Here is a 15,788-nt window from a genome sequence, read left to right as displayed (position 1 = left end):
CGGTCAGAAGCCGAAGCGCTGCGCCACGGACCGGATCGACTCCGCGCTGCGGCGCAGCCCCGCCCGCTCGGTCTCGGTGACCACGGGCACGAGGCGGCGCCCGACGCCCGCCCGGCCGACGACCGTGGGCACCGACATGCAGACGTCGGAGATCTCGAGGTAGTCCTCCAGGAGGGAGGAGACCGAGAGCACGCGGTGCTCGTCGCGCAGCACCGCCTCGATGATGCGCACCACGGCCAGGCCGACGGCGTAGTTGGTGGCGCCCTTGCCCGCGATGATGCGGTACGCCGCCCCCACCACCTCCTCGCTGATGCGGGCGCGCCGGGCCTCGTCGAGGAGCCCGCCGTCGACCGTGAAGCCCCACTGGAGCAGCGGTACGGCGCCGATCATCGCCGAGCTCCACAGCGGGATCTCGGAGTCGCCGTGCTCCCCGGCGATGTAGGCGTGGACGTTCTGCACCGCGACGCCGCACTCACGGGCGACGAGGTAGCGCAGGCGCGAGGAGTCCAGCACGGTCCCGGACCCGAAGAACTGCTCGGAGGGCAGGCCGGAGATCTTCAGGCCCGCGTACGTCACGATGTCCACGGGGTTGGCGACCATGATGTAGACCGCGTCCGGTGCGACCTCGACCAGCCGCGGGACGAGCGCCCGCATGATGTCGATCGTGGCGCCGGCCAGGTCCAGGCGGGACTGCCCGGGCCGCTGCTTGGCGCCGGCCGTGATGACGACGACGTCGGCGTCGGCGCAGATCGCGATGTCGTCCGAGCCGGAGACGGTCCCCATCGGGGTGAACTGGATGCCGTGGGCGATGTCCAGCGCCTCGGCCTCGACCTTGGCCTTGTCGAGGTCGTACAGGACGACCTCGCGCGCGGCCCCGCGCAGGAGCGAGGCGTAGGCGAGGGTCGAGCCGACGGCACCGGCGCCGACGATGGCCACCTTGCTGCGCCGGGGCTCGGTGTGCCGGCCCCCACCGCCGAGCAGCTCCTGACGGCCTGGGACGTCGTCGTGCTGGGTCATCCGGGACCTCCTGGTCGGCGTACGGACGGTGCAGGGCAAGAGCCTAGTGGGACACCGTCGCCGTGCCCGCGGAGAGCCGGCGCAGCGCCGCGCGGGTCAGCTCACCGTCGCTGGTGGGCCACAGCGGCGGCATCGAGCGCGTGAGGAAGGTGCCGTAGCGGGCGGTGGCCAGCCGCGGGTCGAGGACCGCCACGACGCCGCGGTCGTCCGTGCGGCGCACGAGCCGGCCGGCGCCCTGGGCGAGCAGGAGCGCGGCGTGGGTGGCGGCCACCGACATGAAGGCGTTCCCGCCCGCCGCCGCCACGACCTCCGAGCGGGCCTGCTTGACGGGGTCGTCGGGCCGGGGGAAGGGGATGCGGTCGATGACGACGAGCCGGCACGTCGGTCCGGGGACGTCGACGCCCTGCCACAGGGAGAGGGTGCCCATGAGGGAGGTCGCCTCGTCCTCGACGAAGCGCCGCACGAGCGTGGGCAGCTGGTCCTCGCCCTGGCACAGGACCGGGGTGTCGAGCTCGGCGCGCAGCCGCTCCGTGGCGGCCTCGGCCGCCCGGCGGGACGAGAAGAGGCCAAGGGTGGCCCCGCCGGCCGCCCGGACGAGCGCGACCAGCTCGTCGAGCGCCTGCTCGCTCGTCCCGTCACGGCCCGGCGGCGGCAGGTGACGCGCGGTGTAGAGGATGCCCTGCCTGGCGTAGTCGAAGGGTGAGCCCACGTCGAGGCCGCGCCAGGGCGTCTCGTCGTCGAGGGTGAGCCCGAGGGAGCGCGCCATCGGGTCGAACGTGCCGCCGAGGGCCAGGGTCGCGGAGGTGAGGACCGCCGCCCTGCCGGCGAGGAGCTGGCTGGCGACCGGGCCGGCGACGTCGAGCGGGGCCAGCCGGAGCCGGGGCTGCTCCATGCCCCCGCGAGGGCGTTCGCACCACAGGACGTCCCGGCGCGCGGCGACGGAGTCGCCGAGGAGCCGTTCGGCGATCTCGTGCAGCACGACCATGGCGGAGCGGGCCATCGCCCGGCCGCCGGCGTCCTCGGCGCCCGGCTCGGGCTTCATCGCGCCGACCGCCTCGCGGGCACCGGCCTCGACGAGGATCACCGCGTCGCGCAGGTCGGCGGGCAGCCCGTGGACGAGGCGACCGTCGGGCACGACCTCGAGCCGGGCGCGCAGGGACGCCGCGGCCGTCTCGAGGTTGTCGAGCCCGACACCGGCATGCCGGCGGGCGAGCCGGGCGGTCCGCTCGACGACGCTCGCGCTCAGCTCGGCGGTGGCCTGGGCGGTGACCCGCTCGGCGAGCTCGTGGGCCTCGTCGACGACGAGGACGTCGTGCTCGGGGAGCACCCCCGGGGAGCCTGACGCGGCGATGCCGAGCATCGCGTGGTTCGTCACGACGACGTCGGCCTCCCGGGCGCTGACGCGCGCCGCCTCGGGGAAGCACTCGGAGATCATCGGGCACCGCTGCCCCAGGCACTCCATCCTCGTGACCGAGACCTGGCGCCAGGCCCGCTCGCTCACCCCGGGCACGAGGTCGTCGCGGTCCCCCGTCCCGGTCTCCTCCGACCAGGCCCGCAGCCGGAGCACCTGCTCCCCCAGGCCCTCCCGGGCCGCGGGGGCCGGCCCCGGTCCGCGCCGGTCGGGCTGCTCGACGGCCGGACCGGCGGCGGGCAGCCCGCCGTCGGTCGCGGCGGAGACGGCGAAGAGGCCCGGCTCCTCCTCCACGGGGTAACCGCCGGCGACCTTGTGCAGGCACAGGTAGTTCTGCCAGCCCTTGAGCAGCGCCACCTTCGGCCGCGCACCGGTGCGCTCGGCGACGATGTCCGCCACGAGGGGCGCGTCCTGGGCGAGCACCTGGCGCTGGAGCGCCAGCGTGGCCGTGGAGACGACGGCCCGCTCGCCCTTCTCGACGGCGTGGGCGAGCACCGGCACGAGGTAGGCGAGGGACTTGCCGGTGCCGGTGCCGGCCTGGACGAGCAGGTGCGAGCCCTCGTCGAGGGTCTGCGCGACGGCCTCGGCCATGCGCAGCTGCCCCTCGCGCCGGGCCCCGCCGACCGCCGCGACCGCGGCGTCGAGCAGGGCGCCGGTGTCGGCCCCCACGCTCAGGAGGCCGAGCGGGCCGCCGGGGCGCCCGCGACCGTGCGCAGCTCGGCCGCGAGGGCGGGGTCCACGCGGGCGTGGAGCCGGGTCCCGCCCTCGGCGTACGACTCGGTCAGCACCTCGCCGTCGGTGTGGGCCCGCGAGACCAGGTCGCCGCGCGAGTACGGCACGACCAGGTCCACCTCCTCCGAGGGGCGCGGGAGCATCTCGGCGACGAGCCGCGCCAGCTCCTCGATCCCCTCACCGGTGCGGGCGGAGACCGCCACGGACGTGGGGTACCGGGTGCGCAGGGCCGTCAGGTCCTCCGGGGCGGCGAGGTCGGCCTTGTTGAGGACGATGAGCTCAGGGACGTCGGCGCCGCCGGGGATGTCGGCGATGACCGAGCGGACGGCGCCGACCTGCCCCTCCGGGTCGGGGTGCGCGGCGTCGACGACGTGCAGGACGACGTCCGCCTCGGCGACCTCCTCGAGCGTGGACCGGAACGCCTCGACGAGCTCGGTGGGCAGCGAGCGCACGAACCCGACGGTGTCGGTGAGGGTGTACTCGCGCCCGTCCGGGGTCGTGGCCCGGCGCACGGTGGGGTCCAGGGTGGCGAAGAGCGCGTTCTCGACGAGCACGCCGGCGCCGGTGAGCCGGTTGAGCAGCGAGGACTTGCCCGCGTTGGTGTACCCGGCGATCGCCACCGACGGCACCTGGTGGTGGCGCCGCGCACCCCGCTTGGTCTCCCTTGAGGGCGCCATCTCCCGGATCTGGCGGCGGAGGCGGGCCATGCGGGTGCGGATGCGGCGCCGGTCGAGCTCGATCTTGGTCTCACCGGGGCCGCGGGAGCCGATGCCCGCACCGCCCGCGACCCGGCCGCCGGCCTGGCGCGACATCGACTCGCCCCAGCCGCGCAGGCGCGGCAGGAGGTACTCGAGCTGGGCGAGCTCGACCTGAGCCTTGCCCTCCCGGGACTTCGCGTGCTGGGCGAAGATGTCGAGGATGAGGGCGGTGCGGTCGATGACCTTGACCTTGACGATGTCCTCCAGCCCGCGGCGCTGGGAGGGGCTGAGCTCGCCGTCGACGACGACGGTGTCGGCGCCGACCGAGGCGACGAGCTCGGCGAGCTCGGCGGCCTTGCCCGAGCCGAGGTAGGTGCCGGGGTCGGGGTTCTGCCGGCGCTGGAGGAGCCCGTCGAGCACCTCCGAGCCGGCGGTCTCGGCGAGGGCGGCGAGCTCGCGGAGGGAGACCTCGGCCGTCTCCGCCGAGCCGGTGGACCACAGGCCCACGAGGACGACGCGCTCGAGGCGCAGCTGGCGGTACTCGACCTCGGTGACGTCCTGCAGCTCGGTGGACAGGCCGGACACGCGGCGCAGCGCGGCACGCTCCTCCCGCTCGAGCTGGTCGCCGTCGTAGGCCCCGTCGTGCTCGCCGGCGGAGCGGTCGGAACCGGACTGCAGCGCGGTGCCCTCGGTCGAGCGCACGCTCCCGGCGCGCGCGAGGATCCGGGCCACCACGTCCTCCGCGGCCTCCTGCGCACCTCGCCCGTCGGCGTCGGGGGTGTGCTGGGGCTGGCGGGTCGTGGTCATGGCGTCCTTCCGTCCGGTCGGCGCACGGCGCGCCGCTCCTCCCAGGGTCCCACGGGCGGCGGGGTGGTGCGAGGAATTATCCCCACGGCGGACCGCCGATACGGTGTGCGGGTGAGCACGCCCGAGCACTACTTCACCGCCAGCCCGGCCTCGCCCGCGGAGCTGCGTCCCCTCGAGGCGACGCTCCGCGGCCGACGGGTCCGGGTGCTCACGGCGCCCGGGGTCTTCTCGGGCGACCGGCTCGACCCGGGGACCCGGGTGCTGCTCGAGACGGTGGCGGACCCGCCGGCCACCGGCCACCTCGCCGACGTCGGCTGCGGCTGGGGACCGGTCGCGCTGGCGATGGCCGCGGCCTCCCCCGGCGCGACGGTCTGGGCGGCCGACGTCAACGAGCGGGCCGTGGACCTCACGGCCCGCAACGCCGCCGCGCTGGGCCTGACCAACGTGCGCGCGCTCGAGGCGGGCGAGGCCCTGCGCCGCCTGCGGGCCGAGGGGGTCGAGCTCGACGAGATCTGGTCGAACCCGCCCATCCGGATCGGCAAGGCGGCCCTGCACGAGCTGCTGCGGTCCTGGCTCGGCCTCCTCGCGCCCGGCGGCCGGGCCCAGCTCGTCGTCGCGAAGAACCTCGGGGCGGACTCGCTGCACCGCTGGCTCGCCGAGGACGTGGGCGCGGACGTCACCCGCGCGGGCACCAGCGGCGGCTTCCGGGTGCTGACGGTCACGCCTCAGGGCCCGACCAGGCCGACGGCGTAGGGCACCGCGGGGGCCACCTCCGGGGGCAGGACGTAGGCGTCGCCGCGCCGCTCGAGGACACCGACCTCGACGGCCACCGCGAGGTCGGCGCCGAGCGCGTTCGTGACGTCCGCGAGCGCGGGACCGAGACCGGCGGGGACGGTGAAGCCGCGCGGGTCCGCGGCGCGCACGAGCGCGCCGAGCGTGAGGGCCGGGACCCGGGCCCGGGTGGTGCCGGAGGGCGCCGGACGGAGCAGCTCGGCCAGCACCGCCGCGTGCAGGGCCACCCCGTCGAGGACGACGGCCTCGTCGGGCCCCTCGCCGAGGGCGCGGGGCCCGGGACGAGCGCGGTCCCCGGTCACCTCGAGGAGGCCGGTCGCGACCAGGGCGGGCCACAGCAGCGCGATCGGCGCCGGGGGCCCGGCGGGCGCGAGCCGGCCGAGGAGCTCGGCGGCGTCGGCGTCGCGCAGCCCGCCGTCGTCGGCCACCTCACGTGAGGTGCCCACCCAGTCCAGGACGCCACGTGTCCAGCCCCACACCCGGGAGGCCCGCATCCACGCCGCGGCCCGGTCCGTGGGGACATCGAGCCGGAGCACGGCGGCGAGGTCGGGCACCGGCCCGAGGGCGTCGGGCCACAGCGCGGTGAAGGGGTTGGGCTCGGCCTCAGGCGCCGGCTCAGGCTCGGGCTCGGGCTCAGGTTCAGGCTCGGGACCGGGCCCGGCACCGGGCGCATGCTCGACGGCGGCGTGGCCGGAGCCGCGGCCGTACGCGCGCGGCACCTCGTCGGCGAGCTCCTCGACCAGGCCCGTCAGGGCGTCGAGCGGCACGGCGGAGGCGGGCCACCGTCCGGTCGTGCCGAGGAAGGACAGGTACAGGGCCATCGCCGGACCGACGAGGCGCTGCTCGTCGGCGTCGAGGGGCACGCGCGCGGGGAACGTCCGGGTGAGCACCGTCGTGAGCTCCTCGGGAGACCACCGCGTCGGGTCCGACGCACCCGGGAGCTCTGCCTTGAGCGCGAGGGCGGTCGCGACCAGCCCGCGCACCCCGGCGGGGTCGAGGTCGAGGGACCGGCACCACCGCTCGAGCTCAGCGAGGAGGGGGGCGTGGTCGGCGGGACCCGGCCCGCCGGGCGGCGACGCGACGCCGCCGGCCGCCGCCCCCCCGTGCGCGGGCCCGCCTGCCGCGGGGCCCCCGTGGGCGGGCCTGCCGTGCGCGGCGGTGCCTCGGGGACCCGCTCCCGGACGGGGCCGGGCCGGGGGCCGGTCGTGACGCGGTCGGCGCTTCCTCTTGGGCAACGGGTCCTCTCTCGGGTCGGAGGCGGTCAGCGCAGGACGACGTCGGCGATGAGCACCGCGGGACCGGTGAGCGTGACCCGCTCCCCCTCGACGCGAACGAGCACCTCACCGCCCGGGACGAGCACCCGCCAGGTGTCCGGCGCGCCGGGCCCGCCCCACGCGCGCACCGCGAGCGCCGCGGCACACGTCCCCGTCCCGCAGGACCGGGTCTCGCCCACGCCGCGCTCGAGCACGCGCATCCGCAGGGCACCGACGACCCCCGCGGTGTCGCTCTCCTCGCCCAGCGGCACGACCAGCTCGAGGTTCGTGCCCTCGGGCGGCTCCGGGTCGTAGGCGGCGGGCCGGGTGAGGTCGGCGGCGGCCAGGGTCTCCTCGTCGGGCAGGGCCACGACGGTGTGCGGGTTGGGGAGGGTGACCCGCAGCCCCGCACGGGGCCCCTCGAGCCCGCCCACCTGGACGACGACGTCGTAGCCGGCCTGGACGGCGGCCAGCCCGCCGGGCATCTGCCAGCGCCCCATCTCGACCGTGTACATCTCCCCCACGACGCTCACCCGCCGCGGGCCCCCGCGCGTCCCGACGACGATCGACCCGCCGTCGGCGATCGTGACCAGGCCGCTCTCGCGGAGGTAGTGGACGAAGACCCGCACGCCGTTGCCGCACATCTCCGCGAGCGACCCGTCGGCGTTGCGGTAGTCCATGAACCACTCGGCCTCGCCGGACCCCGCGAGCGCCTCCGCGGGCAGGGCGCGTGAGCGCACCACGCGGATGAGGCCGTCCGCGCCCACGCCGGCGTGCCGGTCGCAGACGGCGGCGACCTCGTCGGCACCGATCTCGAGCTCGCCGTCGGGGTCGGGCACGAGGACGAAGTCGTTCTCGGTGCCGTGACCGGTGGTGAGCGTCCGGCCGCGCAGGACCGGGAAGGGCGAGGTCATGGCCCCAGGGTACGCAGCGCGGCGGCCAGGACGTCCGCCCGGGGGCCGGGGGCGAGCCAGTGGATGCGGGGGTCGCGGCGGAACCACTTCTCCTGCCGCCGGGCCAGCTGCCGGGTCGCCACCGTGATGTCCCCGGTGGCCTCCTCGCGGGTGAGCCGGCCGGCGAGGACGTCCATCGCCTGCGCGTACCCGACGGCGCGCCGGGCGGTCACGCCCTCGGCGAGGCCGCGGCCGAGGAGCCCCTCGGTCTCCTCGACCAGCCCGCCCGCCATCATCGCGGCGGCGCGGCGGGCGATGCGCCCGTCCAGCTCGGGACGGGGCACGTCGATCGCGAGCTGGACGGCGGGGACGGCGTAGACGTGCTCGGGCAGCGCGGCGGAGAAGGGCCGGCCGGTCACGGCGATGACCTCGAGGGCTCGGATCACCCGCCGGGCGTTGCGCGGGTCGATCCGGGCGGCCGCGACCGGGTCCAGCCGGTCGAGCTCGTCGTGCAGGGCCCGCCGGCCCTCGGTCTCGGCCCGGCGCTCGAGCTCGGCGCGGACCTGCGGGTCCGTGCCCGGGAACTCCAGGTGGTCCAGGGCCGCGCGGACGTACAGTCCCGAGCCACCGACGAGGAGCGCACGGTTCCCCCGGGCCGCGACGGCGGCGAGGTCCTCGCGTGCGGCGCGCTGGTAGGCGGCGACGCGGGCCTCCTCGGTGACGTCGAGGACGTCGAGCTGGTGGTGGGGCACGCCCCGCCGCTCGGCGACGGTGAGCTTGGCCGTCCCGACGTCCATGCCGCGGTAGAGCTGCATGGCGTCGGCGTTGACGACCTCGCCGCCGAGCGCCTCGGCGAGGTCGAGGGCCAGGTCGGACTTCCCGGTCGCCGTCATCCCCACGACGGCGACGACGAGCCCCCGGCCTGGTTCCTGCACGCCGGTCAACCTACCCCGCCCGGCCGGCCGGTCGGACCGCGGACTACCCTCGTCGTATGAGCGCGGCGGCGGAGGACGGCCGGGGCCGGGCCTCGGGCCCGGGCGCCGTGGACCGGGGCGCCCGCACGGCGCGGGACGTCGTCCACCCGCTGACGAGGGAACGGGTCGTCGCCGCCCTGGACGACCTGGGCTACCCGTGGTTCCGCGACCGCGCCGGCGACATCGGGGCCATGTGGGCGCAGGCCGTCTTCCACGTCTACCTGCTCGGGCCGGAGGAGAACGTCCTCCAGGTCCGCTCCACGTGGCACCGCCGTCTGGCGATCGAGCGGCTCGCGGAGGTCCTCGAGCTGGTCGACGGCTGGAACCGGGACTTCGTCGGGCCCAAGTGCTACGTCCGGGTGCTCGACGACGGCATGGTCAGCGTCGTGGCCGAGGTGTCCACCCCGCTGGCGGCGGGCGTGAGCGAGGACCAGCTCACGACGCTGCTGCGCCGCGGCATCGGTCAGGGCATGCGGATGATGCACGACCTCGAGCAGGCCTACCCCGACCCGGCCGGTCGTGCGCCGTGAGGCTGCGGCGGTGGCTGCGCGCCGTGCGCGGGCAGGCGCGGGCCGTGCCGGTGCGCGGGTCGGACCTGGCGGCGACGGCCCGGGCGCTGCGCAGCGCCGGGTCGGTGCGGCGCACGTCCCCGACCGCGCTGACGGGTCCGCTGCGCGCGACGACCCCGGTGACTCCCGAGCGGGTCCACGACGTCGTCGTCGACCGGGGCTACCACGTGCGCACCGAGCCGGACGGCTCCGTCGACGGGCTGTGGGACGGGTACCGGTTCCAGCTGCGCCTGGCCGGGGAGGAGGCCGACTTCCTCAGCGTGCGCGGCACGTGGGGGCGGGCCGTGCCGGCGGAGTACGCCGGAGCGCTGGCCCAGGCCGTCAACGACTGGAACCGGGACAAGATCTGGCCGACCGTGTACACGGCCGACTCGTCCGAGGGACCGGTGGTGCGCACCGAGGTTCTCGTCGATGTCGGTGCCGGGGCGACCGACCGTCAGCTCCTGGAGATCATCGAGGGCGGGCTGTCCGCCGGGGTGCAGTTCTTCCAGGCGCTCACCCGCTCCGTCCCGCCCACCGGCGGGGACGAGCCGTAGCCGGCGGCGACGACGCGGACGGCGACGCGGACGACGGCGCGGACGACTCAGCGGCGCCGGACGGGGATGCCGAGGCTGACGGGCCCGGCGGGGGCCGGCTCGCCGTGCCCGTGCGGCTCCTCGGCCAGCCCGGCCCGGCGCGCCCAGGCGTCGCCGGCGCGGGTGCGCCGCATCGCGTAGGTGCCGCCCGCGAGCGCGGAGTCCGCCACGAGGTGGTGCGGCGCCCCGTGCGTGACGGTCGCGGTGAGCATGTCCCCGGGGCGGGGCCGATCGGCCTGCGCCAGGTCGACCGGCAGTGCGACGTGGACGAGGCGGTTGTCCGCGGCCCGGCCCGTGACGCGGTGGGTGGCGCCGTCCTTGCGCCCCTCCCCCTCGGCGACGAGCACCTCGACGGTGCGGCCGACCTGCGCCTCGTTCTCCTCGGTGGAGATCCGCTGCTGGAGGGCGGCCAGGCGCTGGTAGCGCTCGGTGACGACGTCGGCGGGCACCTGGTCCTCGCGGTCCGCCGCGGGGGTGCCCGGGCGCGGGGAGTACTGGAACGTGAACGCCGAGGAGAACCGCGACGCCGCGACGACGTCGAGCGTGGCCTGGAAGTCCTCCTCGGTCTCGCCCGGGAACCCGACGATGATGTCGGTGGTGATCGCGGCGTCGGGGATCGCCGCACGCACCCGGTCGAGGATGCCGAGGAAGCGGTCGGAGCGGTAGGACCGGCGCATCGCCCGGAGCACGGCGTCGGAGCCGGACTGCAGCGGCATGTGCAGGGACGGCATGACGTTGGGGGTCTCGGCCATGGCGGCGATGACGTCGTCGGTGAACGCCGCGGGGTGCGGGGAGGTGAACCGGACCCGTTCGAGGCCCTCGATCTGCCCCGTCGCGCGCAGGAGCTTGGCGAAGGCCCCCCGGTCGCCGAAGCCGACGCCGTAGCTGTTGACGTTCTGACCCAGCAGCGTCACCTCGATCGCGCCCTGCCCGACGACGGCACCGACCTCGGCGAGGACCTCGCCCGGCCGGCGGTCGCGCTCCTTGCCGCGCAGGTGCGGGACGATGCAGAAGGTGCACGTGTTGTTGCAGCCCACCGAGATCGACACCCACGCGGCGTAGGCGGACTCGCGGCGGGTGGGCAGGGTGGAGGGGAAGACCTTGAGGGACTCCTCGATCTCGACCTGGGCCTCGGCGTTGTGCCTCGCCCGTTCGAGCAGGGCCGGGAGCACGTCGAGGTTGTGGGTGCCCAGGACGACGTCGACCCACGGCGCCTTCTCGACGATGCCCGTGCGCATCTGCTGCGCGAGGCACCCGCCGACGGCGATCTGCATCCCGGGCCGCCCGCGCTTGACCGAGGCGAGCTGGCCGAGGTTGCCGAAGAGCCGGGTGGCGGCGTTCTCGCGCACCGAGCAGGTGTTGATGATGACGACGTCCGCGCCGCCGTCGCCGGCGTCGGTGGCCCGGGCGGCGGCCTCGGGGACCTCGGCCACGGGGACGTAGCCGCGCTCCTCGAGCATGCCCGCGAGCCGCTCGGAGTCGTGGACGTTCATCTGGCAGCCGAGGGTGCGCACGAGGTAGGTCCGCGGCGGCGCGGCGGCCGCCGGCGGAGGGACCGCCGGACCCGCTGCGGGGCCGGTCGGGGTGAGGGCGTGGGCGGGCGGGGCGGAAGTCATGGTGGGACCCAGTCTAGGCGCCGGCGGACGGGGCTCCCGGGCCGCGGCCCGACGTGGGAGACTCGGGGACGGCGGGACCGCCGCCGCGACAACTGCACACGCCGACGACCCGCGGCGGGAGAGCCCCGCAGCACCCGTGCGGGCGCCGTAGGAGCAACTCCTCCCAGGAATCTCTCAGGCACCCACACCGCCGCGGTCAGGCACCTCTGGAGAGCAGCGCGGCCGGCCGGGCGGCGCTCACCGACGGGGCAACCGGGCCGCGGCCCGGAAATCTCTCAGGTCACGTGACAGAGCAGGGAGGACCTCGACGCCGGCGCGCCCGCGCGCCCCCGACCCGGGAGCCACCCATGACCGAGCACACCACCCCGACCACCGCCGCGGACCCCGGCGCGGACTTCCTGCGCCGGCACGTGGGGGCCGGGCCGGACGACGTCGCCGTGATGCTCGACGCGCTGGGGCTCCCCGACCTCGACGCCCTCGCCGACGCCGCCGTCCCGGCGGGGATCCGCCAGCAGCGCCCGCTCGACCTGCCGCCGGCGCGCTCCGAGAGCGAGGTCCTCGCCGACCTGCGCGCCCTGGCGGCGCGCAACACGGTGCGCGTGCAGATGATCGGTCAGGGCTACCACGAGACGATCACCCCGCCGGTGATCGAGCGCGACGTCCTGCAGTCACCCGCCTGGTACACCGCCTACACCCCGTACCAGCCGGAGATCTCCCAGGGCCGGCTCGAGGCGCTGCTGAACTTCCAGACCATGGTCGAGGACCTCACCGGCCTGCCGGTCGCCAACGCCTCCCTCCTCGACGAGGCGTCCGCCGTCGCCGAGGCCGTGCTCCTCATGCGGCGGGCGAACCGGGCCCACGCCGACGGCGCCGTGGTCCTCGACGCCGACCTGCTCCCCCAGTCCGTCGCCGTCGTCCGCGGCCGGGCCGCGGCGATGGGCATCGACGTCGTCGTCGCCGACCTCTCCGCGGGCCTGCCCGACGGCGACCTCGCCGGGGTGGTCCTCCAGCAGCCCGGGGCCTCCGGCCGGGTGTGGGACGTCTCCGCCGTCGTCGCCGAGGCGAAGGGCCGTGGCGCGATGGTCACCGTCGCCGCCGACCTCCTCGCCCTGACCCTCATCACCCCGCCCGGGGAGCAGGGCGCCGACATCGCCGTCGGCTCCAGCCAGCGGTTCGGGGTGCCCCTGTTCTTCGGCGGGCCGCACGCGGCGTACATGGCGGTCCGCTCCGGGCTGGAGCGCAACCTGCCCGGCCGGCTCGTGGGGGTCTCGCGCGACTCCGCCGGCGAGCCCGCCTACCGTCTCGCCCTGCAGACCCGCGAGCAGCACATCCGCCGGGAGAAGGCCACCTCGAACATCTGCACCGCGCAGGCGCTCCTCGCAGTCGCGGCGAGCATGTACGCCGTCTACCACGGCCCCGAGGGGCTCCGGGCGATCGCCCGGCACGCCCACGACGCCGCCCGCACCCTCGCCGAGACCCTGCGCGCCCACGGCGTCGAGCTCGTCCACGACTCCTACTTCGACACCCTCACCGTCCACGTGCCCGGCCGCGGGCCCGCGGTGGTCGCCGCCGCCGAGGCCGCCGGGGTGAACCTGCGCGCCGTGGGACCCGACCACGTCGGCGTCTCCTGCGCGGAGACGACGACCGAGGAGCACCTCGTCACCGTCGCCGCGGCCCTCGGGGTCGACGACGCCGCCGCCGCGGTGCCCGCCGCCCGGGCCCGGCTCGACGCGGGTGTCGCGTTCGACCCGGCGCTGACCCGCACGTCGGCCTACCTCACCCACCCGACGTTCCACAGCCACCGGTCCGAGACGCAGATGCTGCGCTACCTCCGTCGCCTCGCCGACAAGGACCTGGCGCTGGACCGCACGATGATCCCGCTCGGCTCGTGCACGATGAAGCTCAACGCCACCGCCCAGATGGAGGCGATGACGTGGCCGGCCTTCGCCGCCGTCCACCCCTTCGCCCCCGACGCCCAGACCGAGGGCTGGCGCGCGCTCATCGCCGACCTCGAGGAGCGGCTGGCCGTCATCACCGGCTACGACCGGGTCTCGGTCCAGCCCAACGCCGGCTCCCAGGGCGAGCTGGCCGGCCTCCTGGCGATCCGCGGCTACCACCGTGCCCGCGGCGAGGGCGCCCGCGACGTCTGCCTCATCCCCGCCTCCGCCCACGGCACGAACGCGGCCTCGGCCGTCCTGGCCGGCATGAAGGTGGTGGTCGTCGCCACGGCCGCCGACGGCACGATCGACCACGCCGACCTGGGCGCCAAGATCGAGGCGCACGCCGAGGACCTCGCCGCAATCATGATCACCTACCCCTCCACGCACGGCGTCTACGACGGCGACGTGCGGGAGGTGTGCGACGCCGTGCACGCCGCCGGCGGTCAGGTCTACATCGACGGCGCCAACCTCAACGCGCTCGTGGGCCTGGCCCAGCCGGGGGCGTTCGGCGGGGACGTCTCCCACCTCAACCTCCACAAGACCTTCGCGATCCCCCACGGCGGGGGCGGCCCGGGGGTCGGCCCGGTCGCGGTGCGCGAGCACCTCGCGCCCTTCCTCCCCGGCGACCCCACCGACGAGGCCGCGGGCGGCGGGGCACCGGTCTCGGCGAGCCGGTTCGGTTCCGCCGGGGTGCTGCCGATCTCCTGGGCGTACATCGCCCTCCTGGGCGGCGAGGGCCTCACCGCCGCGACGAAGGGCTCGCTCCTCACGGCGAACTACGTGGCCCGCCGCCTCGACGCGTCCTTCCCGGTCCTGTACACCGGCGCGGGCGGTCTGGTCGCCCACGAGTGCATCCTCGACCTGCGCGAGCTCACGGCCCGCACCGGAGTGACCGCCGAGGACGTGGCCAAGCGCCTCATCGACTACGGGTTCCACGCCCCGACGCTCGCCTTCCCGGTGCCCGGGACGCTCATGGTCGAGCCCACCGAGAGCGAGGACCTGGGCGAGCTCGACCGCTTCGTCGACGCCATGGTCGCCATCCGCGCCGAGATCGACCAGGTCGCCGCCGGGGACGTCCCGGCCGCGCGCAGCCCGCTGCGCCTGGCCCCGCACACCGCCGCCGACCTCGTCGGCGAGTGGGACCGGCCCTACAGCCGGGAGCAGGCGGTCTTCCCCCTGCCCGCGCTGCGTCACGACAAGTACTTCAGCCCCGTGGGGCGCATCGACGGCGCGCACGGCGACCGCAACCTCGTGTGCTCCTGCCCGCCCGTGACGTCCTACTCCTGAGAGGGTCAGTGCCATGAGCGACCTCCGCACCGCGCTGCACGCCGAGCACGCCGCCCTCGGGGCGTCCTTCACCGACTTCGGCGGCTGGCAGATGCCGCTGAAGTACGCCTCCGAGCTGGCCGAGCACCACGGGGTGCGCCGCGCCGCGGGTCTGTTCGACCTCAGCCACATGGGCGAGGTGTGGGTGGGCGGGCCCGGGGCCGCGGCGTTCCTCGACCACGCGCTGGTCGGGCGGCTCTCGGCCGTCGCCGTGGGCCGGGCGAGGTACTCCCTCCTGTGCGCCGAGGACGGCGGCATCGTCGACGACCTCATCACCTACCGCCGGGCCGAGGACCGGTTCCTCGTCGTCCCCAACGCCGGCAACGCCGCCGTCGTGGCCGCCGAGCTCGCCCGCCGCGCCGAGGGCTTCGACGTCACGGTCGACGACGCGTCGGCCGCCACCTCCCTCGTCGCCGTCCAGGGGCCGGCCGCCGCGGGCGTCGTCTCCGGCCTGGTGCCCGAGCAGCACCGGGCCGAGCTGGCGGACCTGCGCTACTACGCCGCGACCGCGCTGCCGGTGGCGGGCGTGGAGGTCCTGCTCGCCCGCACGGGGTACACCGGCGAGGACGGCTTCGAGCTGTTCGTGGCCGACGACGACGCCGCGGTGGCGCTGTGGCGCGCCCTCCTGGAGGCCGGGGCCCCCGCAGGCCTCGTCCCGGCGGGCCTGGCCGCCCGGGACTCCCTGCGCCTGGAGGCCGGGATGCCGCTGTACGGGCACGAGCTGACGCGCGCGACCGACCCCTTCGCGGCGGGCCTCGGCGCGGTGGTCGACCTGACGAAGCCGGCGTTCGTCGGACGGGAGGCGCTCGAGGCCGCCCGCACCGCCCACGAGGCCGGCGCGCGCCGGGTCCTCGTCGCCCTCGAGGGCCGCGGGCCCCGGGCCGGCCGCGCCGGCTATCCGGTCCTGGCGGGCGGGACGGTCGTCGGCGAGGTCACGTCGGGCGCGCCGAGCCCCACCCTGGGGCGGCCCGTCGCCCTGGCCTACGTCGAGCCCGCCCACGCGGCGGTCGGCACCGCGGTCGAGGTCGACGTGCGGGGCCGCCCCCAGCCGCACGACGTCGTCCGCGGGCCGTTCTACCGCCGGCCCCGGTAGCGGGACGCCTCGGCGCGAGCGACAGGGCCGCGCGCCGGCGCCGCCGGACGGCCCGGGCGGCGACGCGGGAAAAGTCCGAAAGGCCAGGTCAA

General features: G+C 76.3%; 12 protein-coding genes and 1 riboswitch. Of the genes, 5 read left to right on the top strand and 7 right to left on the bottom strand.

Features of this window, described 5'->3' with window-relative positions; translation table 11 throughout:
- Positions 1-3: 3 nt before the first annotated feature.
- Genes AAEM63_RS05485 through hflX form a run of 3 tightly spaced genes read right to left on the bottom strand, consistent with a single transcriptional unit; the run spans position 4 to position 4,665 of the window.
- Complete coding sequence (locus AAEM63_RS05485) at positions 4-1,017, bottom strand: L-lactate dehydrogenase (protein WP_341360622.1); 1,014 nt, start codon at positions 1,015-1,017, stop codon at positions 4-6.
- A 43-nt stretch (positions 1,018-1,060) separates the two neighbouring features.
- A complete protein-coding gene (locus tag AAEM63_RS05480) occupies positions 1,061-3,097 on the bottom strand; it encodes an ATP-dependent DNA helicase (RefSeq protein ID WP_341360621.1) in 2,037 nt (678 codons plus the stop codon).
- Positions 3,098-3,099: 2 nt separating this feature from the next.
- Positions 3,100-4,665, bottom strand: coding sequence for a GTPase HflX (gene hflX / locus AAEM63_RS05475; protein ID WP_341360620.1), 1,566 nt, complete (start codon positions 4,663-4,665; stop codon positions 3,100-3,102).
- A gap of 111 nt (positions 4,666-4,776) precedes the next feature.
- Here hflX and AAEM63_RS05470 point away from each other — a divergent pair, with 111 nt between their 5' ends.
- Positions 4,777-5,418: a methyltransferase gene (locus AAEM63_RS05470; RefSeq protein ID WP_341360619.1), complete on the top strand. Its 642-nt coding sequence runs from the start codon at positions 4,777-4,779 to the stop codon at positions 5,416-5,418.
- Here the strand turns inward: AAEM63_RS05470 and AAEM63_RS05465 are convergent.
- The 3 genes from AAEM63_RS05465 to miaA all read right to left on the bottom strand — a co-directional run bounded on the left by AAEM63_RS05465 (position 5,391) and on the right by miaA (position 8,538).
- Positions 5,391-6,440, bottom strand: a complete 1,050-nt coding sequence (locus AAEM63_RS05465) for a hypothetical protein (RefSeq protein WP_341360618.1) — start codon at positions 6,438-6,440, stop codon at positions 5,391-5,393. The two genes, AAEM63_RS05470 and AAEM63_RS05465, sit on opposite strands and share 28 nt — an antisense overlap.
- A gap of 278 nt (positions 6,441-6,718) precedes the next feature.
- The gene (gene dapF, locus AAEM63_RS05460) at positions 6,719-7,624 is read right to left on the bottom strand and encodes a diaminopimelate epimerase (RefSeq protein WP_341360617.1); all 906 of its coding nucleotides are present in this window, start codon (positions 7,622-7,624) and stop codon (positions 6,719-6,721) included.
- Positions 7,621-8,538 (bottom strand): tRNA (adenosine(37)-N6)-dimethylallyltransferase MiaA, encoded by a 918-nt coding sequence (miaA, locus tag AAEM63_RS05455; RefSeq protein WP_341360616.1) that lies wholly within the window; start codon positions 8,536-8,538, stop codon positions 7,621-7,623. Before miaA ends, dapF begins: the two co-directional genes overlap by 4 nt.
- A gap of 56 nt (positions 8,539-8,594) precedes the next feature.
- Here miaA and AAEM63_RS05450 point away from each other — a divergent pair, with 56 nt between their 5' ends.
- Entirely contained in the window at positions 8,595-9,107 is a 513-nt protein-coding gene (locus AAEM63_RS05450; protein ID WP_341360615.1) for a YbjN domain-containing protein, read from the top strand.
- A complete protein-coding gene (locus AAEM63_RS05445) occupies positions 9,104-9,682 on the top strand; it encodes a YbjN domain-containing protein (RefSeq protein ID WP_341360614.1) in 579 nt (192 codons plus the stop codon). The genes AAEM63_RS05450 and AAEM63_RS05445 overlap by 4 nt, the downstream gene beginning before the upstream one ends.
- A 47-nt stretch (positions 9,683-9,729) precedes the next feature.
- Here AAEM63_RS05445 and miaB read toward each other — a convergent pair whose 3' ends face one another.
- Complete coding sequence (miaB, locus tag AAEM63_RS05440) at positions 9,730-11,337, bottom strand: tRNA (N6-isopentenyl adenosine(37)-C2)-methylthiotransferase MiaB (RefSeq protein WP_341360613.1); 1,608 nt, start codon at positions 11,335-11,337, stop codon at positions 9,730-9,732.
- A gap of 105 nt (positions 11,338-11,442) precedes the next feature.
- A riboswitch (glycine riboswitch) is annotated at positions 11,443-11,537 on the top strand.
- 147 nt (positions 11,538-11,684) lie between these two features.
- Between miaB and gcvP the strand changes: the two genes are divergently transcribed.
- Together gcvP and gcvT are read left to right on the top strand one after the other, a co-directional pair.
- Positions 11,685-14,564, top strand: a complete 2,880-nt coding sequence (gene gcvP, locus AAEM63_RS05435; RefSeq protein ID WP_341360612.1) for an aminomethyl-transferring glycine dehydrogenase — start codon at positions 11,685-11,687, stop codon at positions 14,562-14,564.
- A gap of 13 nt (positions 14,565-14,577) precedes the next feature.
- A complete protein-coding gene (gene gcvT / locus AAEM63_RS05430) occupies positions 14,578-15,696 on the top strand; it encodes a glycine cleavage system aminomethyltransferase GcvT (RefSeq protein WP_341360611.1) in 1,119 nt (372 codons plus the stop codon).
- The last annotated feature ends 92 nt before the right edge of the window (positions 15,697-15,788 follow it).

It is taken from the genome of Georgenia sp. M64 (assembly GCF_038049925.1).
Classification (GTDB): domain Bacteria; phylum Actinomycetota; class Actinomycetes; order Actinomycetales; family Actinomycetaceae; genus Georgenia.
Note: the sequence above shows the minus strand (reverse complement) of the source record. Positions and strands in the feature narration are given on the sequence as shown.